The organism is Actinomycetospora soli, assembly GCF_021026295.1.
Classification (GTDB): Bacteria; Actinomycetota; Actinomycetes; order Mycobacteriales; family Pseudonocardiaceae; genus Actinomycetospora; species Actinomycetospora soli.
Window position 1 is genome coordinate 165745 of sequence record NZ_JAJNDA010000009.1, and the last position, 23685, is coordinate 189429.

Genomic DNA, 23685 nt, shown 5'->3' on the forward strand with positions numbered 1-23685 from the left:
GAGCATGCCGGATGACTTCGAGGACCTCCCGTCGACGCTGCAGCGATCGGACGAGAAGGCCCGTGACACGTACGCGCAGGCCAAGGAGTCCGCGGAGGAGACCTACGGGAAGGGCGAGCGCGCGAGCCGGACGGCCTACGCGGCGCTGAAGCACACCCACGAGAAGGTCGGCGACCACTGGGAGCCCAAGGAGGAGTACGGCCCCTCCGACTCCCGGGCGGAGAGCGGCGGCGCCGATCCGGACGGGAAGCCGGCGGGCGGCGTCGACGCGAACGCCAGCAAGGAGCACCTCTACGAGCGGGCCAAGGAGCTCGGCGTCGAGGGCCGCTCGACGATGGACAAGGACGAGCTCGTCGACGCCCTGCAGAAGGCGAACGACCGGGAGACCCGGAAGGCCCGCGAGTGAGCGTCCCGCCCCGCGACGAGGCCTTCCCGACGACGGGTCCCACCGCATCGGGCGAGGACGCACCCGTCGTCGGGACCGGCCCGGCGGGCCTGGGCGACGCCCCGCTGCCCCCCGCCCCGACCGAGCCCGGATGGAGCCCGCGCGGCCGGCGCCTCGGGCTGCCCGAGCTCGTCGTCGCCGCGGTGGTCTACGTCGCGATCCAGGTCCTCGCGGGCTTCGCCCTCATCACCGCCACGGGGGCGCTCCCGCCCGCGCCGGTCCTGCTCGCGATCTCCGCGGTGTCGGCGTTCGGTGCGGTCGCGGTGGCCCTCGCGCTCCGGGTCCGCTCGCTCGCGGCCCTCGGGATGCGCCGGGTGCCGTGGCGCACGGTGGGCCTCGCGGTGCTGCTCGGGCTGGCCGTCTGGCTCGTGTCGCGCGTGCTGATCGTCGTGTACGTGTCGGTCACCGGGGACCTCACCGACCCGCAGGCGGCGCTCACCCAGTTCTCCGGCGGGCTCGCCGCGGCGCTGGTCGTGGCGCTCGGCGGTCTCGCGGTGCCGCTGGGGGAGGAGCTGCTGTTCCGGGGGATCGGCTACGGCTCGCTGCGCCGCTTCGGCCGGGTGGCCGCGACGGTCGTGTCGTCGCTGGTCTTCGCGATCGCGCACGGGTTCAACGTCGTGTTCCTCGCCGTGCTCGTCCTGGCCGTGCTCAACGCCGTCCTCTACGAGCGCACGCGGTCGATCTGGCCGTGCTTCGTCACGCACGCGACGTTCAACCTGACGTCGTTCGCCCTGCTGCTGATCGCGCTGTAGGGGCGCCCGGGCTCGTCAGCGGTGGCCCACGGCTGACACCTGACGTCAGGATCGCGCCACGGCCACGGCCACGGCCACGGCCACGGCCACGGCGCCGGGCGGGCACCACGGGTGGGGCGGGAGCTCGGTGGGCACCCCCGCCCGACCGTCCCGACACCTGCGAAGGAGCCCCATGACCGCCGCCACCGCCGAGATCGAGATCCGCGACCCCGCGACCGACGAGGTGGTGGGCCGCGTCCGGCCCGCCGGTCAGGACCAGGTCGACGACGCCGTCGGCCGGGCGGTCGCCGCCGGGCGGGACTGGGCCCGGACCTCGCCTGCGGACCGGGCGGGCATGGTGAAGGACGCCGCGGCCGCGGTGCGCGGGGTCGCCGAGGAGCTCGCGAGGCTCAACGAGACCGAGACCGGACGCCCGTTCGAGGACGGGCTCGGCGGCGTCCTCGCCGCGGCGGGCACGCTGGAGCAGTACGCCGAGCTGGGCCCCCTGCACCGCGGCCGCTCGCTGCAGGGCGACTGGTCGGCCACCGACCTCATGGTCCCCGGCCCCCGCGGGGTGGTCGCCGTGATCACGCCCTGGAACGACCCGGTCGCCGTGGCCGCGGGCCTCATCGGGGCGGCGCTCGTCACCGGGAACACCGTCGTGCACAAGCCCTCCGAGCGCTGCCCGCACCTCGGGCGCCGCTTCGCCGACCTCCTGGCGTCGTTCCTGCCCGACGGCGTGCTCACCGTCGTGGACGGCGCGGGACCGACCGGCGCGCTGCTCTCGTCGCACGCGGGCGTCGACGTCGTCGCGCACGTGGGGTCGATCGCGGCCGGGCGGGCGATCGCCGAGGCCGCCGCGGCGACCGGGGCGAAGGTGCTGCTGGAGAACGGCGGCAACGACGCGCTCATCGTCGACGACGGGGTCGATCCGGTGTGGGCGGCCGGCCAGGTGGCGCTCGGCTCCTACGCCAACGGCGGCCAGGTCTGCGTCTCGGTCGAGCGCGTGTACTGCCACGCCGCCGTCGCCGAGGAGTTCCTCGCGGCGCTGGCCGAGGAGGCCACGCGGTGGGTGTACCGGCCCGCCGCCGAGGGCGAGAAGGCGCTGGGACCCCTGGTCGACCGGCGGCAGCGCGAGCACGTCCACAGCCAGGTCGCGGAGGCGCTCGCGAGCGGTGCGGTCGCCCACGTCGGCGGGGCGGTGCCCGACGGCGCCGGCGCGTTCTACCCGGCGACCGTGCTCTCGGGGTGCACCCCCGACATGCGGATCCTCCGCGAGGAGACGTTCGGGCCCGTCGTGCCGGTGCGCGTGGTCGACTCGTTCGAGCAGGCGCTGGCCGAGGCGATCGACGACCCGCACGGGCTCGCGGCCACCGTGCTCACCCCGGACATGGCGCACGCGCAGGAGGCGTGGCGGGCCCTGCCGGTCGGCACCGTGAAGATCAACGCCGCCTTCGGGGGCGCTCCGGGCGGTGCGGCGCAGCCGCGCGGGCTCTCGGGCGCGGGCTTCGGGTACGGCCCGGAGCTGCTCGACGAGATGACCACGACGAAGGTCGTGCACATCGAGCCGTGCCCGCCGCGCGACGATCGGTAGTCGCGCATCACCCAGCGTGGTGATCGGGTTGAGACCCGTCACCCCTGATCGGGTGATCTCGTTACGCCGACGTGATGTCTCAGCCACCCGCCGGTCCCCCGTCGGCGCCCGAGTCGGAGACCGCGCTCATCCGGCCGACCCCGCGCCGGCGGTCGCGGGCCGGGCGCGGGCCGGGGATCCAGCCGGCGCACTCGCTGCTGGCGTTCGTGGTGTCCGCGACGGCCGCGCTCGGCGTGGTCGTCGCGACCGGCGTGGCGCCGGTGACGAGCCTGGCGGCGATGGCCGGGGTGGCGACCGTCCCGGCGGGGTCGTCGGTCGCGGGGGTGCCCGACGCTCCGGTGCTGCCGGTGCTCGGCCCGGCGCCGTCCTCGGTGGACGAGGAGACCGTGGTCGCGGAGCCCACGACCACCACGGTCGCGCCGCCCGTGCGCTCCACGGTGGGGCGCCCGGTGCTCCCGGTGCGTCCGCCCGCGGCCGTGCCGCCGGCCCCACAGGCCCCGCCGGAGCAGGCCCCGCCGGAGCAGGACCCGCCGCAGGAGCCGCAGCCGACGACGACGACGGACCCGGCGCCCTCCGACCCGCCGTCGCAGGACCCCGAGCCCGCGCCGGACCCGCCGGGGACGTCGACGACGCCCGGCGAGCCCCGGCGCTGAACTCCCGGCCGCCTCAGCGCATCAGTTCCACGAGGTCACCCGGCAACTGCTCGAGGGTGCGGTCGACGTCGGACTCGGGCAGCCACTCGCGCAGCAGGCGCAGGACCTGCTCCACCTGACGCCCGACCTCCTCGGCGTCCACCGAGTGCACCGCGCCGCTCACGGCGTCGACGAACTCGGCGCGCCCGACCGAGCGGGCCTGGTCGTCGGACGGCCGCTGCGCGCGCAGTTCCGCCGACAGCTCCGGCGGCAGGCTGATCGTGAGGTCCTGGGCGAGTCCGGCGCTCACGACCTTGCCGAACTCGTTCAGCGTCGCGCGGGTGAGCACCTCGGCCTCGCTCTCGGTGTCGAGCCCGAGTCGGCGCTGCACCTGGCCGGTGAACGCGGAGAGGGTGGCGCTCGAGCGCGCGGGGTTCGGGTCGTTCGGGTTCGGGTCGTCCTGCAGGGGCGGGGTGGTCATGGTGTCGACTCCCCGCTGGGGAGCCGATCAGAAACCCTCCTCGGCCGCGCGGTCGACGCCGGCCGTCCAGCGGGCCCGGCGGTCGTCCGCGGACTGCTCCCACCAGGGATCCCCACGCTCGCCGAGCGCGGTCTTCGCGGCGTGGACCCGGTCACGCGCGGCCCGCTCGGCGGTCGGGTCGTCGGCCTTCTTCGCCCGCCCCACGTCCCGCCGGGCGGCCATCAGCCAGCGGCGCAGCCGGGCCGCGTCCTCCTCCGGGATAGCCGGGTCGGTGGCGCGCCAGCGGCGGCCGTCGATGACGATGAACCGGGGCTCCGCCATGTGAGCAGCTCCCGTGCCTAGACCGACGGACGGTGCGCACGAGGCGGAGCCACCCGGCCCACCGCGTCGACCACCCGCTCCGGGTCGATGTCGAGGCACTCCTGGTCGAACGGGCAGACGAGCTGCCGGCAGGGCGAGCAGCTCACCGGGCGGGTCAGCACCTCGGCCGGCACGGACCGCGGCGCGTACTGCCCGACCTCCTCCGTCCCCGCGAACAGCTCCACGACCGGGGTCCCGACGGCGTCGGCCAGGTGGGCGCCGCCGGAGTTGTTCACGACGACCGCGTCCGCGTCCGACACGAGCGCCGCGAGCCCGGGGAGGTCGAGCACGCCGACCATCGGGACGGCCCCCGGCACGTCGGCGGCGGCGCGGCCGACGAGGTCGGCCTCCTTCGCCGTCCCGGTGACCACCACGGTCCAGCCGCGGGCGGCGAGCCCGCGACCCGCCGTCGCGAACCGCTCGGGGGACCAGCGCCGGGAGGAGCAGCTCGCCCCGGGGGCGACGACCACGTAGCGGCCCGCGGGACGCGCGCCGGACGGGCCGGGGACGGTGACGGCGAGGTCGGTGCCGCGGGACGGCACGCCCACGGCGGCGAGCACGGCCAGGGCCCGGTCGACCTGGTGGCCGTCGTCGGGCGGGGCCGGGACCCAGTGGGTCAGCCCGTCGCCGCCGAACTCCTTGCTGGTGCCCACGCGCACGCCGATCCCCGCGCGGCGGCACAGCGCGGCGGCGGGCCAGGGCGACTGGGAGAACGAGGTGAGGACGACGGCCGCGTCGTAGTCCCGCACGGCGAGCGTCGCCACCAGGTCGGCGTCGGGGTCGGGGTCCTCGGCCGCCGCCACCGACGGCAGGCGCTGCCAGGACACCGAGGCGACCACCACGTCGTCGAGCTCGTCGATCAGCGGGGCGACCGCCGCACCGGCCGGCGAGGCGAGCAGGTCGATCCGCGCCTGCGGGGCCGCGGCGCGCAGCGCCCGCAGGGCGGGCACCGTCATGATCACGTCGCCCACGTTGTCGGGCCGCACCACGAGGATGCGTGCCATCGCCGTCCAGTCCGGGTCGTCGATCCCGGGACGGTGGGCCGCCGGGTGGGCGGGCAGGGGCAGCAGGGACGGCGGGGACGTCACGAGGTGCAGGTACCCGCCGCGCCCGGGGCCACGCGACGTGTTCCCGGGAGCGAATCGCCCGTTCGGGGAGCAACGGTTCGGTCACGGCCGTAGCGCGCTGGTCCGAACGGACCACATAGTCGCTGCCCCCCGTCACCGACCGACGGCGGGGAGCCATCACCGGGCCCGACCACCCGGGCGTGTCCACGCGGGGACGCGCTGCGGTCCGCGCCCGCCACGACCGGGGAGGACACCAGTCGTCGACCTCGCGGCACGTTTCCGGACATCGCTCGATCGAGGAGACGGATCGCGTAGCGGACTGCTCCGTCCGGACGACACACCTGATGCCGCTGCGTTACCGGTCGACCACGAACCGTGCTCGACCGCCGCGAGGCGTGTCCGTGCGGTGACATGCCCGGCCCGCTGTTCCGAGGAAGTCCGACCGAGAACCCCTGGAGTCCCCGCATGTCGTCGACGACCCGTCTCTCCGCCGTCACGGCCACCGCCGCGATGGCCCTGTTCTTCCTGCCCGGCAGCGCCAGCGCGGCGCCCACGCAGGCCCTCCCGAGCCAGTGCGCGCAGTCCGGCAGCAGCGTCACCTGCACGTACCTGGCCGCGGGCGGTCAGCAGACCCTCGCGATCCCGGCGAACGCCACGAACGTGCGGGTCACCGTGCGCGGCGGCGCCGGGGGCGCGGGCGGCGACGGCGGCGGGGCCACGGCCGGGGCCGCCGGCGGCAACGGCGCCGTCGTCTCCGGCGCGCTCCCGACCGCGGCCGGCACCACCCTCACGATCCGGCCCGGCGTGCGGGGTGCGGACGGCACCGACGGCACGGCCGCGGCCGGGACCGGCGGCGCGGGCTCGGGCACGGGTGGCGGCGGCGGGACCGGCGGGATCGGCGGCGGGGCCGTCGGCGGCGGCGGCGGGGGTGGCGCCGGCGGTGCCTCCTCGGTCGTCCTGCAGGGCGACGCGGCCGTGGCCGTCGCGGCCGGTGGCGGCGGCGGTGGCGGTGGAGCGGGCGGCACCAACGCCGCCCGCGTCGGCGGCGCCGGTGGCGCGGCCGCCGCGAACGGGAGCGCCGGCGTCGGCACGGGCACCGCGACGGGCGGTGCGGCCGGGGCCAGCGCCACGCAGACCGGCGCCACGGCGGCCGCGGCCACCGGCGAGCGGGCCGGCGGCGGGGGGGGGGGTGGCGGCGGGCTGCGCGGCGGCGACGCCGGCGCGACGGCCGCCAACACCGGCGGGGGCGGCGGCGGGGGCGGCACCAACCGCGTCCCGACCGGCGGCACCGTCGCCGCGACCAACACCGCCGCCGGCTCGGTGGTCGTCACCTACCAGGGCCCGGTCGTGAAGCCGGCCTCGGTGCGCGGCGACGTCCGCTACGGCGTCGACGGTCGCGCGTCGATCTCGCTGTCCGGCTCCGCGAACTCCGGGTCCGGCACCTGCTCGTTCCGCGACGGTGACGTCCGGATCGTCTGCCGCACGATCACCTCGGCGACGAGCGACGGTGCCGGCACCGCCACGGTCACGGGCACGGCCCTGACCCAGTCCGGCGCCGTGGTCGGCTTCACGCTCGTCGTCAAGGACGGCGCCCGGACCGGTGCGCTCGACTCCCTGTCGCTGACGCTGGGGACGCAGGCGAGCCCGGTCACCAGCGGCGTCGTCACCCGCGGGGACCTCGTGGTCGGCTGACCCCGCTCGAGGCCGCTCGACCCACGGACTCCGCCGTCCGTCACCTCCGCGGGGTGACGACGGCGGGGTCCGTGCTGCACGGGCCCGCGTTGTGGGTACCGGTCCCCGTGCCCCAGCCCTCCGTCGCGATGCTCCACGGCCGCGCCGATCCCGCCCACGACGGCGTCGCCGACTACACCGCCCGCCTCGTCGCCGCCCTGCGCGCCGACGGCACCGAGGTCCGGGACGTCCCGGTCGACCCCGGTCCGCGCGGACTGCTCGCCGCGGTCCGCGCCGCCCGCGGCGCCGACGTGGTGCACCTGCAGTTCGCCCCGTCGGCCTACCGGTTCTCCAGCTGGCCGGGCCTGCTCGGCGATCTCGTCGGCGCCCCGCTGGTCACCACCGTCCACGAGTACGGCTGGTGGTCGCCCCGGCCCTGGCGCCTCCCCGCCCGCCTCGGGCTCGCCGACCCCGAGAGCGGCCGGCTCGTCCCACGCAGCGCGCGCGTCGTCACCACCAACGGCGCCCACGAGGCGGTGCTGCGGGCCCGCTTCCCGACGAGCACCGTCGTCCGGCTGCCCATCCCGCCGAACGTCGTGGTGGGCCCTCCGGCCGATCCGGCCGCGACCCGCCGCGCGCTCGGGATCGCCGAGGACGCGACGCTGGTGGTGTTCTTCGGCTTCGTGCACCCCGTGAAGGGGCTGCGCTACCTCGTCGACGCGGTCGCCCGGCTCGCCGCGGAGCACCCGTCGCTGCACCTCGCGATCGTCGGCGGGTTCACCTCGCTCGCCCTGCCCGACGACGAGGCGGCCGCGTTCCGGGCGGAGCTCACGAAGCACGTCGCGGACGCCGGGGCGACCGACCGCGTCACGATCACCGGGCACCTCCCGGCCGGCGAGGTCTCCGCCGCCCTGCAGGCCGCCGACCTCGCCGCGTTCCCGTTCACCGCCGGGGCGACGACGAAGAGCGGCGCCCTGCTCGCCGCGTTCGACCACGGCCTCCCGACGATCGTCACCCAGCTCGCGGACGACACGGAGCTGGTCGACGGCCGCACCGTCGTCGTCGCCCCGGCCGTCCGCGACGTCGACGTGCTCGTCACGGCCCTGCGCCGGCTGCTCGACGACGCCGGGCTGCGCGAGCGGGTCGCCGCCGGCGGCCGCGCCCTGCTGAGCGGCCGGGACTGGCCGACCCTGTCCGCCCGCCACCGCGCGCTGTACGCGGAGCTCGCGTGAGGACGCTGGTCGTCGACCTCCTCGGGGGCCTCGGCGACCTGATCATGGTCCTGCCGTCGGTCCACGCGCTCGCCGACGCCGACCCGGGCGGCGAGCTGGTCGTGCTCACCCACGAGCCCGGCGCCGCGCTGCTCGCCCGCGACCCCGCGGTGACCGCCGTGCGGACCGCGGAGAAGCACGCGGAGCGATCCGCCGTCGGGACGGCGCTGGCGGAGCTGACGCCGGACCTGGTGGTGACCACCACCCGCTTCGACGGGATCGGCGACCTGATCGACGACGACGCGGCGGCCCGCGGGACGCGCGCCGTGACGAACCTCTGGCGCTCCCCGCCCGCGGACGAGCTGGTGGGGGAGCGCTACCAGCGGATCCTCGCCGCGGAGGGCGTGATCAGCGGTCCGCCGCGGCCGCCGCGGATCGTGCTCGGCGACGACGAGCGCGTCGCCGACCCGGAACCCGGCACGGTGGTGCTCGTGCCGGACGCGGGCATGGCGGTGAAGCGCTGGCCCTGGTGGCGCGACCTCGTGGCGTCGCTGGACGCACGACCCGTCGTCGCGGTCACCCCGGTCGCGAACGTGCCCACCTGGGAGCCGACCGACCTGCGCGGCCTCGCCGCCCGCTTCGCCGCGGTGGGCCGCGCCGGGGGCGTCGTCGTGGGCGGGGACACGGGCCCGGTGCGGATGGCGGCGGCGGTCGGGGCGCCGACCGTGGCGCTGTTCGGCCCCACGCTCGCGAGCCGCTACGGGCTCGAGGAGGGCCGCAACCTGCAGGGACACCCGGACTGCCCCGTCCGGCGACCGACCGCGATCACCGAGCAGGAGTGCTGGTGGGAGGCCGCCTGCCCCTTCTCGACGACGGGTCCGGCCTGTCTCGAGGCGCTGCCGGCGGCGGACGTCGCGGCCGTCATCGGGTAACCAGGAGGCATGCGCTATCTGGAGCTGCCGACCGCGAAGCGCTGGTCGGCCATCGGGCTCGGCACGTGGCAGTTCGGCTCGAACGAGTGGGGCTACGGCGGCGACTACACCTCGGGGCCGGACTCGGAGGCCGCGCGGATCGTGCGGCGCGCCCTGGAGCTGGGCATCACGGTCTTCGACACCGCCGAGGTCTACGGCTTCGGCCGCAGCGAGCGCATCCTCGGCGACGCCCTGGACCGCGCCGACGCCGACCCGGCCACCACGGTCGTCGCGTCGAAGGTGTTCCCCGTGTTCCCCGTGGGACCGGTCGTCGAGCAGCGCGGGGTCGCGAGCTCCGGCCGGGTCCGCCGCCCGCTCGACCTCTACCAGGTGCACCAGCCGAACCCGCTCATCGGCGACCGCCGCACCATGCCCGGCATGCGCACGCTGCAGGCCGCCGGGGTGGTCGACGAGGTCGGCGTGTCGAACTACTCGCTCGACCGCTGGCAGGACGCGGAGAGCGCGCTCGGCTCCCGGGTGATCTCCAACCAGGTGTCCTACAGCCTCGTCTCGCGCGACCCGGAACGGGAGCTGCTGCCCTACGCCGCCGAGGCCGGCCGCGCGATCATCGCGTACAGCCCGCTCGCGCAGGGCCTGCTGTCGGGCAAGTTCGACGCCGACCACCGGCCGGCGAACCGGGTGCGGCAGATCAACCCCCTGTTCCTGCCCGAGTCGCTGCGCCGGGCCCAGCCGCTGATCGACGTGCTCCGCGAGGTCGCCGCCGCCCACGACGCGACGCCGTCGCAGGTCGCGCTGGCCTGGACCATCCACCGCCCCGAGGTCGTCGCCATCCCCGGCGCGTCGAGCGTGGCGCAGGTGGAGAGCAACTGCGCGGCGGCGGAGATCGTGCTCGCGCCCGACGAGTGGACCGCGCTGAACGAGGCCTCCGACCGGTTCTCCCCGGTGCGCGGGGTGTCGGCGGCGGTCGGGATCGTGCGGGGCGTGGCGGGCGTGTAGGTCACCGGACGTCAGCGGTGGCCCACCACTGACGTCGGGTGTCAGCGGTGGCGCACCGCTGACACCCCGGGATCACGGCCCGACGGACACCAGCATCGTCCGGTTCCGCGCCCCGGTCTTGCGCAGCAGCGAACCGACGTGCTTCTCGACGGTCTTCGCCGAGATCCGCAGGGCCGTGGCGATCTGGCGGTCGGTCATCCCGCGCGCGACGAGGGCGCAGACCTCCCGCTCGCGCGCGGTGATGCCCCGGACCCGCGGGGCGTCGGCGAGCCGGCCGAGCTGGTCGGGGCGGAACGTCGACTCGCCGCGGCCCGCGGCGGTGACGACCTCCACGAGCCGCTCGCCGTCGTCCGGCCCGACGCAGCCCTTGGCGCCCGCGGTGACCGCGGTGCGCAGCGCGTGGTCGGCGCCCGCGTCGGCGAGCAGGACGACGGCGGGCGCGGTCGGCAGGGTGGCGAGCCGGCCGAGGGCGCCCGCGAGGTCGGCGGGCAGCAGGTCGGGCTCGACGACGAGGACGTCCGGCCCGAGCAGGCGGCACGCGGCGGCGAGGTCGTGACCGGCCCCGAGGTCCACCTCGGAGACCATGCCCAGCTCGGGGGCGCCGAGCTGCAGCTGGCGCACCACCCCGGCCCGGATCACCGGGCGGCCCGCGGCCACCAGCACCGACGGCCGCGGCCGTCCGGGCGTCGACGCCTCCGGCCCGCAGGGCACGGTCAGCCGGAGCAGCGTGCCGCCGCCGGTCCCGGAGCCGATCTCCAGGTCGCCGTCGAGGCGCCGGGCCCGCGCGCTCATGGCGACGAGCCCGCGGTGCGCCCCGGACGCGGCCTCGGCGAGCCCGCCGTGACGGGTGGCGTCGAAACCCGAGCCGTCGTCCTCCACGAGCACGGTCACCGTGCCCGGCCCGTGCAGCACACCGACCTGCACGCGCCCGGCCCCGGCGTGGGCCACGACGTTGACCAGCGCCTCCTGGACGATGCGGAAGACCTCCTCGGCCCGCGCGTCGTCGAGGGTGCCGTTGCCGACGGTGACGAGGTCGGTGCGCGGCACCCCCGCCCGCTCCACCCACCCGAGCTCCTGGTGGACCGCCTCGAGCAGGGGCCGCCCGGCGAGCGACCCGTGGTCGACCAGGGCGAGCGCGGCGTAGTCGGCGAACAGCTCGGCGAGGCCGCGGTCGGTCGCCGAGAGCCGGGCGCCGGCGACCGCGCACACGCCGATCACCCGCGGCCCGCGACGGACCGGGACCCCGAGCACGGCCGTGCCCGCGACCGTGGCGGTGACGGGCGCCCGGTCGCGGACCACGGCGGCGACCAGGTCCTCCGGCGGGGCGGCAGCGCCGTCACCGACGTCGACGCACCAGGAGCCCGCCGCCTCGTCGACCCGGACCACCCACGCGGAGCGCGCGCCGGTCAGGGCCCGCAGCTGCGTGACCACCCGCCCGAGCAGCGACCCCGACCCGCCGTCGGGAACGCCCGATCCCATCGCGCGCGACCCGATGACCGGGTGCAGGAGGTCGAGCTGTCGTGCCGGCGACGTCACCGTCATGCGTCCTCCTCGGACCCCGACCCCCGAGATCGGGATGCATACAAGATGCATCAATGCGGGCGAGAGTAGGGTCACACCGGCCCGTGGGCAAGGTGTCCGGGCGTGGCGGACGGGAGCCGGTGGCGGTGGACGTGACGCGTGCGGGGCACTCGGCGAAGGAGCGCGCCTATCGGCACACGAAGGCGGCCATCCTCGACGGCAGCCTCCCCGGGGGCGACCTGATCAGCGAGGGCCAGGTCGCCGAGGTGCTGGCGATGAGCCGGACGCCCGTGCGCGAGGCCTTCCTCCGGCTCGAGGCCGAGGGGCTGCTGCGCCTGTTCCCGAAGCGCGGCGCGCTGGTCGTGCCCGTCTCGCCCGCCGAGGTCGAGGCGGTGCTCGAGGCCCGCGAGCTCGTCGAGGGACACGCCGTGGCGAAGCTGTGCGCGGCGGGGGAGGCCGAGCGCGCGGCGGTCGTCGCACGGCTGCGCGACGTGCTCGCCGAGCAGCGGGACGCGTCCGCCGCGGGCAACGAGCAGGCCTTCGCCGAGGGCGACCGCAGCTTCCACACCGTGCTCGTCGAGAGCGCGGGCAACCCGATCCTCTCCGAGCTGTACGCCTCGCTGCGCGACCGGCAGCTGCGGATGAACCTCGGCTCCCTGCTCGGCCACGGCCCCGGCCGCGCCGAGGAGATCCTCGGCCAGCACGAGGCGATCCTGGCCGCGCTCGGCCCCGACCGGACCAGCGAGGCCCACGGCCGCCTCTCCGAGCACCTCGAGGCCACGCGCACGGCGGTCCTCGGCCGGTAGCCGGGTCCCGACGGCGGGTCGGGCCGGGCCGGGTACCGCGGCCGGCGGCTGCCCGCGGCACGGTGACCCGGCGCGGGCGCTCCGTCGACCCGCCGTCAGGACGGGCCCGCCCGCTGCGGCGGCCGGGCTACGGGAGATCCCCCATCGGACGGGGGTGGGGACACTCCCCGTGGCCGGGTGAGCGGCCGCACTCCTAGCGTCGTGGCGTCGGGCACACCGCCCGGCCCCGCCACGTGACCGGCCGAGCCTCCGTGGCGCCGACGTGCACCCCCGTGGAGGTACACCCATGCCGGGCCTGACCCTGGCCGACGCCCGCGCCGCCCTCGACGCCGGACTCGCCGAGGCCGACGCGATCGGCCAGCCGATGAACGTGGCCGTGGTCGACGACGGCGGGCACCTGCTCGCGTTCGCCCGCCAGGACGGGGCGATCCGCGCCAGCATCGACATCGCGCAGCGCAAGGCGCGGACCTCGATCCTCATGGAGGCGCCCACCGCGGCGCTGATGTCGCTCGTCCAGCCGGGCGCCGAGCTCTACGGGCTCGAGCAGACCGCGGGCGGGATGGTCATCTTCGGCGGCGGGGTGCCGGTGTACCGCGACGGCGTGCTCGTCGGCGCCGTCGGGGTGAGCGCGGGCTCGGTCGACCAGGACGTGCAGGTCGCCGAGGCGGCGGTCAAGGCGGTGTCGGCATGACGCCGGCGCTGCGCCGCGAGCTCGTCGGCGAGTTCGCGGGCACCTTCATCCTGCTGATCTTCGGCACCGCGTCGGTGGCGCAGATGGTCGTCTCCGAGGGCGACGCCGGAGACTGGGCCACCCTCACCTGGGGCTGGGTCGCCGGCCTGATCATGGGCATCTACGTGGCCGGGCGGCTCGGCGCGGGGCACCTGAACCCGGCCGTGTCGGTGGCCATGGCGGCCTACCGGAAGTTCCCCTGGCGCCACGTGCTGCCCTACACCGCGGCCCAGACCCTCGGCGCGTTCCTCGCCGCCCTCGTCACGCGCGGCGTGTACGGCTCGGGCATCGCGAAGGTCGACCCGGGCCTCACCTCGGCGTCCCAGACGATCTTCTCGACGCTGCCCAACCACGGCGTCACGACGGCGTTCTTCGACCAGGTCGTCGGCACCGCGCTGCTGGTGTTCGTGCTGTTCGCGCTGCTCGCGACCCTGCAGGGCGCCGCGGGTCAGCTGCTGCCGCTCATGGTGGGCCTGCTGCTGCTCGGCATCGGGTTCGCCTGGGGCACCAACGCGGGCTACGCGATCAACCCGGCCCGCGACTTCGGCCCGCGCCTGGCGTCCTGGATCACCGGCTACGACACGGCCTGGGTGACGCCGGACGGCACGCCCTACTGGTGGCTCCCGATCGTCGCGCCGGTGATCGGCGCCCTGCTCGGCGGTGGGCTCTACGTCCTGCTCGTCGAGCGCCTCGAGGTCCCCGCGGCGGCGGACACCCCTGCTCCCGCACCCACCCCGGAGTCGGCGGAGGCCGGCGCCAACGCCGACCCGCGCCACCCCGCCGACGTCGTCGTCCCCGACCGGGACGCCACCCGCAAGGAGGCCACCCGATGACCAGTGACGTCACCGACCTGACGCCCGCCGACTATCCGCTCTCCATCAACCGCCCCGAGCTGCTGCGCACGCCCACCGGCAAGGCGCTCGCCGACATCACCATGGCCGCCGTCGTCTCCGGGGAGGTGACGAACGAGGACCTGCGCGTGACGCCGGAGACCCTCGTCCTGCAGGGCCGGATCGCCGAGTCGATGGGCCGCCGCCAGCTCGGCGAGAACTGCCGGCGGGCGGCGGAGATGACCGCCATCCCCGACGCCGAGGTGCTCGCGATGTACAACGCGCTGCGCCCCAACGCCTCCACCGCCGCGCAGATGGAGGAGATCGCCGCACGGCTCGAGGGCACCTACTCCGCCACCACCTGCGCCGCGCTCGTCCGCGAGGCCGCGCAGGTCTACGCGGCCCGGAACCTGCTCGCCGAGGAGTCCTGATGACCGCCGTGGAACCGCGCCCGCAGACCTCCGAGGTCCGCCCCTCGAAGCGCACCGAGGTCCTCGAGAACCGCCCCGTGAACCTCGACGGCTTCGTCGAGGAGTGGCCCGAGAAGGGCCTCGTCGCGATGGAGTCGGACTTCGACCCGCAGCCGAGCGTCCGCGTCGAGGACGGCCGGATCGTCGAGCTCGACGGTCGGACCCGCGACCGGTTCGACTTCATGGACACCTTCATCGCCGACCACGCGATCGACGTCGACACGTGCGAGGCCGCCATGGCCACGCCGTCGGTGGAGATCGCGCGGATGCTCGTCGACCCGCGGGCGAGCCGCGCGGACGTCGTCGCGCTCGGCCGCGGGCTCACGCCGGCCAAGATCCTCGACGTCGTCAAGCTGATGAACGTCGTCGAGATCATGATGGGCATCCAGAAGACCCGGTCGCGGCGCACGCCCGCGAACCAGGCGCACTCGACGAGCGCGAAGGACAACCCGATCCAGGTCGCCGCGGACGCGGCGGAGGGCGCGGTCCGCGGGTTCGCGGAGCTGGAGACCACCCTCGGCGTCGTGCGATACGCGCCGCTCGTGGCGATCGGGCTGCAGGTCGGCGGCCAGGTCGGGCGCGGCGGCGTGCTCACCCAGTGCGCGCTGGAGGAGGCCACCGAGCTCGACCTCGGCATGCGCGGCATCACCGCCTACGCCGAGACGATCTCGATCTACGGCACCGAGTCGGTGTTCGTCGACGGCGACGACACGCCCTGGTCGAAGGCGTTCCTCGCCTCGGCCTACGCCAGCCGCGGCATCAAGATGCGCTTCACCTCGGGCACCGGCTCCGAGGTGCAGATGGGCAACGCCGAGGGCCGCTCCATGCTCTACCTGGAGATCCGCTGCATCCTCATGGCCAAGGGTGCCGGGGTGCAGGGCCTGCAGAACGGCTCGATCTCCTGCATCGGCGTGCCCGGCGCGGTGCCCGGCGGCATCCGCGCGGTGGCGGCGGAGAACCTCGTCGCGAGCTGGATGGACCTGGAGTGCGCCTCCGGGAACGACCAGTCGTTCTCGCACTCGGCGATGCGGCGCACCAGCCGGCTCCTCCCGCAGATGCTGCCCGGCACCGACTTCGTGTGCTCCGGCTACTCGGCCGTGCCGAACAAGGACAACATGTTCGCGGGCTCGAACCTCGACACCGAGGACTACGACGACTGGAACACCATCCAGCGCGACATGCAGGTCGACGGCGGGCTGCGCCACGTCCGCGAGGACGTGATCCTCCAGGTCCGCAACAAGGCGGCCCGGGCGCTGCAGGCCGTGTTCGCCGAGCTCGACCTCCCCGCGATCACCGACGAGGAGGTGGAGGCGGCGACCTACGCCGACTCCAGCGACGACTACCCCGACCGCGACGTGCTCGCCGACCTCGAGGGCGCCCGCAGCGTCATGGAGCGCGGCGTCACCGGCCTCGACCTCGTCAAGGCCCTCGAGCGCAGCGGCTTCGGCGACGTCGCCGAGAACTACCTGCAGGTGCTGCGCCAGCGGGTGTCCGGCGACCTGCTGCAGACCGCCGCCATCTTCACCGGCGACTTCGTCCCGCTCGCCGCGATCAACGACGCCAACGACTACGCCGGGCCCGGCACCGGTTACCGCCTGACCGGCGAGCGGTGGGAGCAGCTCAAGAAGCTGCGCCACGTCACCTCCGCCGAGAACCCCGAGGAGGAGGTCGTATGACGACCGCGACCGGCACCCGCACCCTCTCGCTCCGCGAGACCGGGCCCGCGGAGCGCGGCACCCGGCCCGAGGAGGTCGTCATCGCGCTGTCCCCGGCGTTCGGGGACCCGTTCACCAAGACGATCGTCGACGTCCCGCACGCCGAGGTGATCCGCCAGCTGCTGGCGGGCGTCGAGGAGCAGGGCGGCGTGGCCCGGCTGATCAAGGTCTACCGGACGGCCGACCTCGCGGCGATCGCGCACTTCGGGGCGAAGCTCTCCGGCTCCGGGATCGCCGTCGGCATCCTCGCCCGGGGGACCACCGTGATCCACCAGCGCGACCTCGCCCGGCTGTCCAACCTCGAGCTCTTCCCGCAGGCGCCGCTCCTCGACGCCGAGGTGTTCCGGATGATCGGCGCCAACGCCGCGCAGTACGCGCAGAGCCGCTCGCCGCGCCCGGTGCCGACGCGCAACGACCAGATGGCCCGCCCCCGCTGGCAGGCCAAGGCCGCGCTGCTGCACCTCAAGGAGTTCGAGTGCATCGACCACGCGCGGGCGGCGGTGGAGGTCGAGCCGGTCATCACGCGGGTCGACTGACGTGCGACTGGTCGTCGGCGTCGACGTCGGCAACTCCACCACCGAGGCCTGCGCGGCCGAGGTGGACGAGGGGCGGGAGACCGAGCGGCTCGCCGCGTCGCTCACCCCGACGACGGGGGTGAAGGGCACCCCGGCCAACGCGGCCGGGGTGGTCACCGCCGTCCGGCGGGCCCTGGAGGCCGCCGGCCGGCCGGGGGCGGTGGTCGACACGGTGCTGCTCAACGAGGCGACGCCGGTCATCAGCGGCCTCGCCATGGAGACCATCTCCGAGACGATCATCACCGAGTCGACGATGATCGGCCACAACCCGGAGACCCCCGGTGGCGAGGGCCTCGGGGTCGGGACGACGGTGGCCCTGGACGAGCTGGGTGGACAGGACGGACCCGTCGTCGTGGTGGTCGGCGCGGGCGCGGACTTCGACGACGTGGCGCACGCGCTCAACCGCGCGGTCGAGCGGGGCGTCGACGTGGTGGCCGCGGTGCTGCACGGCGACGACGCGGTGCTCGTGGCGAACCGGCTCGACCGCCGCGTCCCGGTCGTCGACGAGGTGGCCGCCGTGGACCGGGTGCCGCTCGGCATGCTCGCGGCGGTCGAGGTGGCGCCGCCGGGCCGGACGATCCGCACGCTCGCGGACTCCTACGGCCTGGCGTCGACGTTCTCCCTCGACGCCGAGCAGACCCGCCAGGTCTCGCCGGTGGCGCGGGCGCTCGCGGGGACCCGCTCGGCGGTCGTCGTGCGGACCCCCGAGGGCGACGTGACCGACCGGCGCATCCCGGTCGGGACGCTCACCGTCACCGGGGCGACCCGCTCGATCGACGTGGGGGTCGACGAGGGCGCCGACGCGATCATGGCCGCGATCGGCCGGGTGGCGCCGCTGCAGGACGTGGCGGGGGAACCCGGCACGCACGTCGGCGGGATGCTCGCCGCGGTCCGGGACACGATGGTCGACGTGACCGGGCAGCCGGCCGCGGAGATCCGGATCCGGGACGTCCTCGCCGTCGACACCATGGTGCCGGTGACCGTGCAGGGCGGGCTCGCGGGCGAGGTGTCGCGGGAGAACGCGGTGGCGCTCGCGGCGATGGTGCGCACCTCGCGCAGCCGGATGCAGGCGGTCGCCGACGAGGTGGCCGCGGCGCTGGGCTGCGACGTGCGGATCGGCGGGGTGGAGGGCGAGGTCGCGGTCCGCGGCGCGCTGACCACCCCCGGCTCGGCCGTCCCGATCGCCGTCGTCGACATGGGGGGCGGCTCCACCGACGCGGCGCTGCTCGACCGCGACGGCCGGACCGACGCGGTCCACGTCGCGGGCGCGGGCGAGCTGGTGACGAAGCTGATCGACTCCGAGCTGGGCCTCGACGACCGGGAGGCCGCGGAGTCGGTGAAGCGGCACCCGCTGGCGAAGGTGGAGAGCTTCTTCCACGTCCGCCACGAGGACGGCTCTGTGCAGTTCTTCGCCGAGGCACTGCCACCGCACGTCTTCGGGCGCGTGGTGACGGTGACTCCCGAGGGCCTCGTCCCGGTACCGGTGCGCCGGCCGGTGGAGGCGGTCCGCGTGGTGCGGCGGGAGGCGAAGCGGCGGGTGTTCGTGGTCAACGCGCTGCGGGCGCTCGCCCAGGTCGCACCGCAGGGGTCGCTGCGGCTGCTGGGCTCGGTGGTGCTGCTCGGCGGGTCGGCGCTGGACTTCGAGATCCCGGCGATGGTGGCCGACGCCCTCGCCCCGCACGGCGTGGTGTGCGGGATCGGCAACGTCCACGGCACCGAGGGGCCGCGCAACGCCGTCGCCGCGGGCCTCGTCGACGCCCACGCGGCCGCCCTGGTGGCCCCGTGAGCGACGCGGCCGAGGGCCCGCCGACCGTGGTCGTCGCCGCACACCCGGGCGCCCCGCCCGGAGTGCTGCGGGAGGTGCGAGCGGGGGCCGAGGAGCAGGGCGTCCCGACGGCGCTCCTGCCCGACGCCGGGTCGTCCCCGGACGCCGCCGCGCGGCGCGGCGCGGCGGACTCGCGGCTGCAGGTCGGCGTCGGGATCGGCGACGACGGGGCCGTGGTGGTGCGGCACGCGCTGGTCCCGGACGCGGTCCTCGTCCTGGGTCCGGACGCCCCGGCGGGGGAGCAGCGGCAGGCCGGCGCGGACGCGGCGCGGATCGTCGGGGGAGGTGCGCTGCGCGCGGGTGAGCCCGCTGCGGGGCTATGACGAGACGGTCCGCTCCCGGGCCGGGGGCACCTCCAGGGCCGGCTCGACCAGCGCCCGCAACGTGTCGCAGCCGGTCTCGACGCCACGGCGCAGCCGGTCGGGATCGGTCTCGAGCGGGTTGATCGTGTCCGCACCCTCGGGCGGGCGGACCTCGAGCAGGTGCGGCGGCTCGCTGCCCTCGTCGAGGCTCGCCGCCGCCAGCCGCTCGTCGTCGGCCCGGCGGGTCTCCAGCCGGTTGCCGAGCACGTGCACGAGCCCCGGCACCTTGGCCTGCCCGAGCCGCGTCACGAGGGCCTTCTCCAGCCGCGTGGCGTCGATCGCCTCCTGGTCGGCGCGCCGGGTGCGCAGCATGAGGACGTGGGTGGCGCCCTGGTCGAGGGCGGTGTGGAAGGGGAGGGGCTCGGCGACCGCCGCGTCGACCAGCCGTCGTCCGTGGATCTCGATCGGCAGCCCGGCGAGCAGGGGCACGTTCGCCGAGGCCCGCAGCGCGAGCTTGAGCGAGACCGGGTCCGAGATGGTGCCGTGCAGGTCGAGCGCGTCGCCGGTGTCGACGTCGGTGGCGACCGGGTGCAGCGGCACCTCGGCGTCGACGATGGCCTGCCAGTCGACGGGGACGATCTTCTCGCCGACCGTCTCGACCAGGTACTCGACGTCGACCACGGGCCGGCCCCGCAGCCCGCGCACGGGCCGGGTCACCCGCTCCATCAGCCCGGGCTCCCACCAGCCCGCGCAGCACTTCTCGGTCTGGCCGCCGACGAGCCAGCTCCCCGCGAGCGCCCCGGCGGAGGCGCCGTAGACCGCGTCGAAGCAGCGGGTCAGCCCGAGGCGCTCCAGGCCGAGGACCATGCCCGACGAGTACGTGGCCCGGCTGCCGCCGCCCTCGATGGCGAGGGCGACGCGGTGGCCGTCGGTCCGGTCGCCCGGGCCCGATCCCTCGGCGCGGCGGGCGGCGAGGACCTCGAGGACAGCATGACGCCGGGGCACGCGCTCATCCTCACGGGTGCGGACCGATCGGGCGAGACGGACCCGGCTCACCCGGCTCACCCGGCACGGCGCTCCAGCGTGACCCGGTCGATCTCGGTGCCGGTGTCGGTGATCGTCCGCAGCGTCATCGTCGTGGTCTGCCCGGGCCCCGGCGGCGGGACCACGTCCACCGTCACGTAGGCGTAGTCGAGGTAACGCGCCTGCGACCAGTCGACGGCGTCCGGGATCTTCGCGTCCTCGCCGACCGCCTGGTAGCTCACCACGTTCACGTCGCCCTGCGGGGCGGGGTTGCCGCGGTAGCGGTCGACCTCGCCGGGCTGCCAGGAGTAGCGCGGGCGCCCGCCGGAGCCGACGCAGACGTAGGTGGTGCCGTCGGTCTCCGGGCGCACCGTCCCGCCGTCGGGGGCCTGGGTGGTCGAGCGGCCCCCGCGGATCGGGTTCGAGCGCTCGTACTGGTGGTTGTGGCCCTGAAGCGCGAGGTCGACCGAGAACTCGTCGAACAGCGGGGCGACCGCGGCGCGCACCCCGGCGTCGGAGGCGTGCGTCGAGGACGTCGCGTAGGCGCAGTGGTGGAAGAACGCGACGACGAAGTCCACGCCCGAGTTCGGCGTGCGCCACTGGCCCAGCGTCTGCCGCAGCCAGGCGACCTGCGCGCCGTCCGAGTAGCCGGCGTTGGTGGGGATCTCCGTCGACAGGTCGTTGGCGTCGACGCTGATCACGCCGACGTTGCCGTAGCGCATCGAGTAGACGCTGGGGCAGGCGCTCGGCCCGGTCCGCGGCAGGTCCAACCGGGCCGCGTGGCCGCCGTAGCCGTGCGTGGCCCCGCGCCGCTGGTTGTCGTCGTAGAGGGCCTCCATGTCGTGGTTGCCGGTGGCGAACATCCACGGGGTGGAGGCGGCACTGCGCTCGATGAGCCCGAAGTAGGTGGTCCAGACGGTGGGGTCGAACGAGTCGAAGCCGGTCGGCGACTTCGAGGTCCCGGTGCTGCGCACCGGCTGTCCCTCCCCGGAGGGATCGGCGTAGCAGATGTCGCCCGCGAGCAGGTGGAACGCCGGACGGGTGGTCGCGATCCGGTCCACCATCGACGTGGAGGGCGTCATCGTGCGCCGGGTGTCGTCCGGCTTGTAGTAGGCGTTGGTGAACCCGGAGAGCCCGCTCGGCGGCACCATGTCGACGCCCTGGTCGGCGAAGGCGGTGAAGCTCCACGGTCCGCTCGGCTCCCGCGGCGCCGTGTGGAAGGTCGCGGTGTCCGTGGTGGTGCCGTCGGCGAGCCGGAAGCGGTAGTCGTAGGCCTGCCCGGGCTGCAGCCCGGTGGCGAGCGCGTGCACGAAGTACTGGTCGGCGGCCCGGATCGACCCGTCGGCCTGCGGCACCTGGGAGACGAGCCGGCGGACCTCCACGGGCAGCCGTGCGCCGAACGAGCCGTTCTGCCCGAGGTCGACGACGACCGCGCCCTGCGGCGGGGCGGTCAGCTCCCCGGCCATCGCCATCGAACGCATCGGGTCGTCGCCGAAGGACAGGTGGCGGCCGACGACCGACAACGGCGCCTGCGCCGCCGAGGCGCACGCCGTCAGCGTCCACGGCGCGGAGGCCAGACCCATCGCCGCGATGACCCCGGAGCCGCGCTTGAGGGCGCTGCGCCGCGAGACCGGGTGGCGGCGCAGGAAGCCCGCGATCCAGTCGTGCTGCTCGGCGACGGTCATGTGCTCGGCGAGGTGGGCGGGCACGCCGACGTCGGGTGCCTCGCCACGGGGGGTGCGCGTCACGACGGCAGCGTCGCCCGGAGGTGGGTCGTGCGCATCCGAACGTGGTTGAACACGAGATGAACACGATCGGTGAAGGGGACGAAACGGTCAGTGACGAGTCCGGAGGGTGGGGTGACGTCAGCGGTGGCCCACCGCCGACGTCGGGTGGCAGCCGTGTGCCACCGCTGACATCGGCGTCGCGTCATGATGGAGCCCATGAGCCCCGTCACCCGACTGCTGCGACGCGGGATCGGACTGCCCGCCCCCCGCGTCCCGCGCGTGCGCGTCGCCCGGGACGTCGCGGTCCCGATGCCGGACGGGACCGTGCTGCGCCACGACCACCACCGCCCGGCCGGCGTCACCCGCGGCCCGGTCGTCCTCGTCCGCAGCCCGTACGGCCGGGCCGGGTGGGTCGGCCAGGTGTTCGGTCGCGTCGTCGCCGAGCGCGGCTACCACGTCGTCGTGCAGTCGGTGCGCGGCACGGCCGGCTCGGAGGGGGAGCTCTCGCCGTTCGACGAGGCCGACGACGGCGTCGCCACCGTCCGCTGGCTCGTCGCCCAGCCGTTCTGCGACGGCCGCATCGCCACGCTCGGACCGAGCTACCTCGGCATCACGCAGTGGGCGCTCGCCCCCGAGGCCGGGGACGCCCTCGCGGCGATGGGCACCCTGGTCACCGCCTCGCAGTTCCGCGACCAGACCTATCCCGGCGGCGCGTTCTCGCTGGACAACGCCCTGTCGTGGGCCGCGATGATGACCCACCCGTCGCTGCGCGGGCGCCTCGTCGAGGCGGTGCGCCACCGGGTGCAGGCCGGGTTCGGCACCATCCCCCTCGCGCAGGCCGACCTCGTCGCCGCGGGCGTGCCGATCGACTTCTTCCAGGACTGGCTGCGCGAGGACGACCCGGACTCCGCCTACTGGGCCAAGCGGTCCTACGCCGGCGGCGTGCGCGAGGTCGGTCGGCGCGGCGTGGCGATCAGCATGACCGGCGGCTGGCAGGACATCTTCCTGCCCTGGCAGCTCGCCGACCACGCCGCGCTCCGGGCGGCCGGCGCCCGGCCGCTGCTGCGCATCGGCCCGTGGGTGCACACCACCCCGGCCGGCATGGCCGCCGGCATCCGCGACGCGCTGCGCACCTTCGACGAGACCTTCGGGCACGCCGTTCCCGACGACGGGCCCCGGGTGCACCTCGAGCTCTCCGGCGGCGGGGGCGAGCGCCGTCTCGAGGACTGGCCGCCGGACCACACCCGCGAGCAGGCGTTCTACCTGCGCACCGACCACGGGCTCGGCACCGAGCCGCCGACCTTCCCGACGCGCGACGACGCCTACTGGGCCGGCACCCGGATCACCTACGACCCGAACGACCCCACCCCCGCCGTCGGGGGCCCGATCCTCTCCGGGGCGTCCGGTCCCCGGGACCAGACCGAGCTCGAGGCCCGCGACGACGTCGTCGTCTTCACCGGTCCCGTCCTCGACGCCGACCTCGTGGCGCTCGGTCCGGCCCGGGCCACCGTGCACGTGCGGGCCGAGGTCGAGCACCTCGACGTGTTCGTGCGGGTCTGCGACGTCGATCCGAGCGGCCGCTCGGTGAACGTGACCGACGGGATCCGGCGCCTCCGGCCCGGCAGCCCAGCCCCGTCCGACGACGGCACCGTGGCGGTCGAGGTCGAGCTGTGGCCGGTCGGGCACCGGTTCGCCGCCGGGCACCGCCTGCGCGTGCAGGTCTCCGGCGGGGCGCACCCGCGGTTCGCCCGGCACCCCGGCACGGGTGCGTCCCTGGGCGACGGCCGGGTGCTCGTGCCGCGCGAGCGCGAGGTGCTGCACGACGCCGCCCACCCCTCCCACGTGGTGCTCGCCGTGGAGTGAGTCGCCGCCGACGTGGGGCTCGTGGCCGTCAACACATCCGTTTATAGTGCGCGGGCCGCCGGTCTCCGGCGGGGCACGGTGGACGCCCTCCCCCCGGGTGTCCACGGTGTCGAGCGGGCCGGCCGTCCCCCCGGCCGGTCCGCTCCCACCACCTCCCGCGTGTGATGCCCGTGTGATC

The 23685-nt window shown here is 75.8% G+C and carries 23 protein-coding genes; 17 read left to right on the top strand and 6 right to left on the bottom strand.

Going from position 1 to position 23685, the window contains the following annotated elements; all coding sequences use genetic code 11:
* Positions 1-4: 4 nt before the first annotated feature.
* The 4 genes from LN037_RS16645 (at position 5) to LN037_RS16660 (ending at position 3423) form a co-directional block, all read left to right on the top strand.
* Positions 5-406 (top strand): ChaB family protein, encoded by a 402-nt coding sequence (locus LN037_RS16645; protein ID WP_230754561.1) that lies wholly within the window; start codon positions 5-7, stop codon positions 404-406.
* Positions 403-1197 carry a CPBP family intramembrane glutamic endopeptidase gene (locus LN037_RS33700; RefSeq protein ID WP_230754563.1) on the top strand — a complete coding sequence of 265 codons (795 nt, stop codon included), beginning with the start codon at positions 403-405 and terminating at the stop codon, positions 1195-1197. Before LN037_RS16645 ends, LN037_RS33700 begins: the two co-directional genes overlap by 4 nt.
* A gap of 172 nt (positions 1198-1369) precedes the next feature.
* Complete coding sequence (locus LN037_RS16655) at positions 1370-2770, top strand: aldehyde dehydrogenase family protein (RefSeq protein ID WP_230754565.1); 1401 nt, start codon at positions 1370-1372, stop codon at positions 2768-2770.
* 74 nt (positions 2771-2844) lie between these two features.
* Positions 2845-3423 (top strand): hypothetical protein, encoded by a 579-nt coding sequence (locus LN037_RS16660; RefSeq protein ID WP_230754567.1) that lies wholly within the window; start codon positions 2845-2847, stop codon positions 3421-3423.
* A 13-nt stretch (positions 3424-3436) separates the two neighbouring features.
* Here the strand turns inward: LN037_RS16660 and LN037_RS16665 are convergent, their stop codons facing one another.
* Genes LN037_RS16665 through LN037_RS16675 form a run of 3 tightly spaced genes read right to left on the bottom strand, consistent with a single transcriptional unit; the run spans position 3437 to position 5331 of the window.
* Positions 3437-3883, bottom strand: coding sequence for a DUF2267 domain-containing protein (locus LN037_RS16665; protein WP_230754570.1), 447 nt, complete (start codon positions 3881-3883; stop codon positions 3437-3439).
* Between the two features lie 27 nt (positions 3884-3910).
* Entirely contained in the window at positions 3911-4204 is a 294-nt protein-coding gene (locus LN037_RS16670) for a hypothetical protein (protein WP_230754573.1), read from the bottom strand.
* 17 nt (positions 4205-4221) lie between these two features.
* Positions 4222-5331: a glycosyltransferase family 9 protein gene (locus tag LN037_RS16675; protein ID WP_230754576.1), complete on the bottom strand. Its 1110-nt coding sequence runs from the start codon at positions 5329-5331 to the stop codon at positions 4222-4224.
* Positions 5332-5775: 444 nt separating this feature from the next.
* Here LN037_RS16675 and LN037_RS16680 point away from each other — a divergent pair, with 444 nt between their 5' ends.
* The 4 genes from LN037_RS16680 (at position 5776) to LN037_RS16695 (ending at position 10120) form a co-directional block, all read left to right on the top strand.
* Entirely contained in the window at positions 5776-7002 is a 1227-nt protein-coding gene (locus LN037_RS16680) for a hypothetical protein (RefSeq protein ID WP_230754579.1), read from the top strand.
* A gap of 107 nt (positions 7003-7109) precedes the next feature.
* Positions 7110-8213 (top strand): glycosyltransferase family 4 protein, encoded by a 1104-nt coding sequence (locus LN037_RS16685; RefSeq protein ID WP_230754581.1) that lies wholly within the window; start codon positions 7110-7112, stop codon positions 8211-8213.
* On the top strand, positions 8210-9124 hold the full coding sequence (locus LN037_RS16690; RefSeq protein WP_230754585.1) for a glycosyltransferase family 9 protein: 915 nt from the start codon (positions 8210-8212) through the stop codon (positions 9122-9124). Before LN037_RS16685 ends, LN037_RS16690 begins: the two co-directional genes overlap by 4 nt.
* Before the next feature lie 9 nt (positions 9125-9133).
* Positions 9134-10120 carry an aldo/keto reductase gene (locus LN037_RS16695; RefSeq protein ID WP_230754587.1) on the top strand — a complete coding sequence of 329 codons (987 nt, stop codon included), beginning with the start codon at positions 9134-9136 and terminating at the stop codon, positions 10118-10120.
* Between the two features lie 72 nt (positions 10121-10192).
* Here LN037_RS16695 and LN037_RS16700 read toward each other — a convergent pair whose 3' ends face one another.
* Entirely contained in the window at positions 10193-11662 is a 1470-nt protein-coding gene (locus LN037_RS16700) for a LuxR C-terminal-related transcriptional regulator (RefSeq protein WP_230754589.1), read from the bottom strand.
* A gap of 125 nt (positions 11663-11787) precedes the next feature.
* Between LN037_RS16700 and LN037_RS16705 the strand changes: the two genes are divergently transcribed.
* From LN037_RS16705 to LN037_RS16740, 8 genes are all read left to right on the top strand, one after another.
* Positions 11788-12447 (top strand): GntR family transcriptional regulator, encoded by a 660-nt coding sequence (locus LN037_RS16705; RefSeq protein ID WP_230754591.1) that lies wholly within the window; start codon positions 11788-11790, stop codon positions 12445-12447.
* 286 nt (positions 12448-12733) lie between these two features.
* Positions 12734-13138 carry a GlcG/HbpS family heme-binding protein gene (locus LN037_RS16710; protein WP_230754594.1) on the top strand — a complete coding sequence of 135 codons (405 nt, stop codon included), beginning with the start codon at positions 12734-12736 and terminating at the stop codon, positions 13136-13138.
* Positions 13135-14010, top strand: coding sequence for an MIP/aquaporin family protein (locus tag LN037_RS16715; protein WP_230754596.1), 876 nt, complete (start codon positions 13135-13137; stop codon positions 14008-14010). The genes LN037_RS16710 and LN037_RS16715 overlap by 4 nt, the downstream gene beginning before the upstream one ends.
* Positions 14007-14438 (top strand): diol dehydratase small subunit, encoded by a 432-nt coding sequence (locus LN037_RS16720; RefSeq protein WP_230754598.1) that lies wholly within the window; start codon positions 14007-14009, stop codon positions 14436-14438. Before LN037_RS16715 ends, LN037_RS16720 begins: the two co-directional genes overlap by 4 nt.
* Positions 14438-16153 (top strand): propanediol/glycerol family dehydratase large subunit, encoded by a 1716-nt coding sequence (locus tag LN037_RS16725; protein ID WP_230754600.1) that lies wholly within the window; start codon positions 14438-14440, stop codon positions 16151-16153. Before LN037_RS16720 ends, LN037_RS16725 begins: the two co-directional genes overlap by 1 nt.
* Positions 16150-16728, top strand: a complete 579-nt coding sequence (locus tag LN037_RS16730; RefSeq protein WP_230754602.1) for a propanediol/glycerol family dehydratase medium subunit — start codon at positions 16150-16152, stop codon at positions 16726-16728. The genes LN037_RS16725 and LN037_RS16730 overlap by 4 nt, the downstream gene beginning before the upstream one ends.
* 1 nt (position 16729) lies before the next feature.
* Positions 16730-18553 carry a diol dehydratase reactivase subunit alpha gene (locus LN037_RS16735; protein ID WP_230754603.1) on the top strand — a complete coding sequence of 608 codons (1824 nt, stop codon included), beginning with the start codon at positions 16730-16732 and terminating at the stop codon, positions 18551-18553.
* Positions 18550-18915, top strand: a complete 366-nt coding sequence (locus LN037_RS16740) for a glycerol dehydratase reactivase beta/small subunit family protein (RefSeq protein WP_230754605.1) — start codon at positions 18550-18552, stop codon at positions 18913-18915. Before LN037_RS16735 ends, LN037_RS16740 begins: the two co-directional genes overlap by 4 nt.
* Here LN037_RS16740 and LN037_RS16745 read toward each other — a convergent pair.
* Together LN037_RS16745 and LN037_RS33705 are read right to left on the bottom strand one after the other, a co-directional pair.
* Complete coding sequence (locus LN037_RS16745; protein WP_230754607.1) at positions 18910-19899, bottom strand: patatin-like phospholipase family protein; 990 nt, start codon at positions 19897-19899, stop codon at positions 18910-18912. The two genes, LN037_RS16740 and LN037_RS16745, sit on opposite strands and share 6 nt — an antisense overlap.
* 56 nt (positions 19900-19955) lie before the next feature.
* A complete protein-coding gene (locus tag LN037_RS33705) occupies positions 19956-21665 on the bottom strand; it encodes a metallophosphoesterase (RefSeq protein WP_230754610.1) in 1710 nt (569 codons plus the stop codon).
* Between the two features lie 195 nt (positions 21666-21860).
* Here LN037_RS33705 and LN037_RS16755 point away from each other — a divergent pair, with 195 nt between their 5' ends.
* The gene (locus LN037_RS16755) at positions 21861-23507 is read left to right on the top strand and encodes a CocE/NonD family hydrolase (RefSeq protein ID WP_230754612.1); all 1647 of its coding nucleotides are present in this window, start codon (positions 21861-21863) and stop codon (positions 23505-23507) included.
* Positions 23508-23685 lie beyond the last annotated feature (178 nt).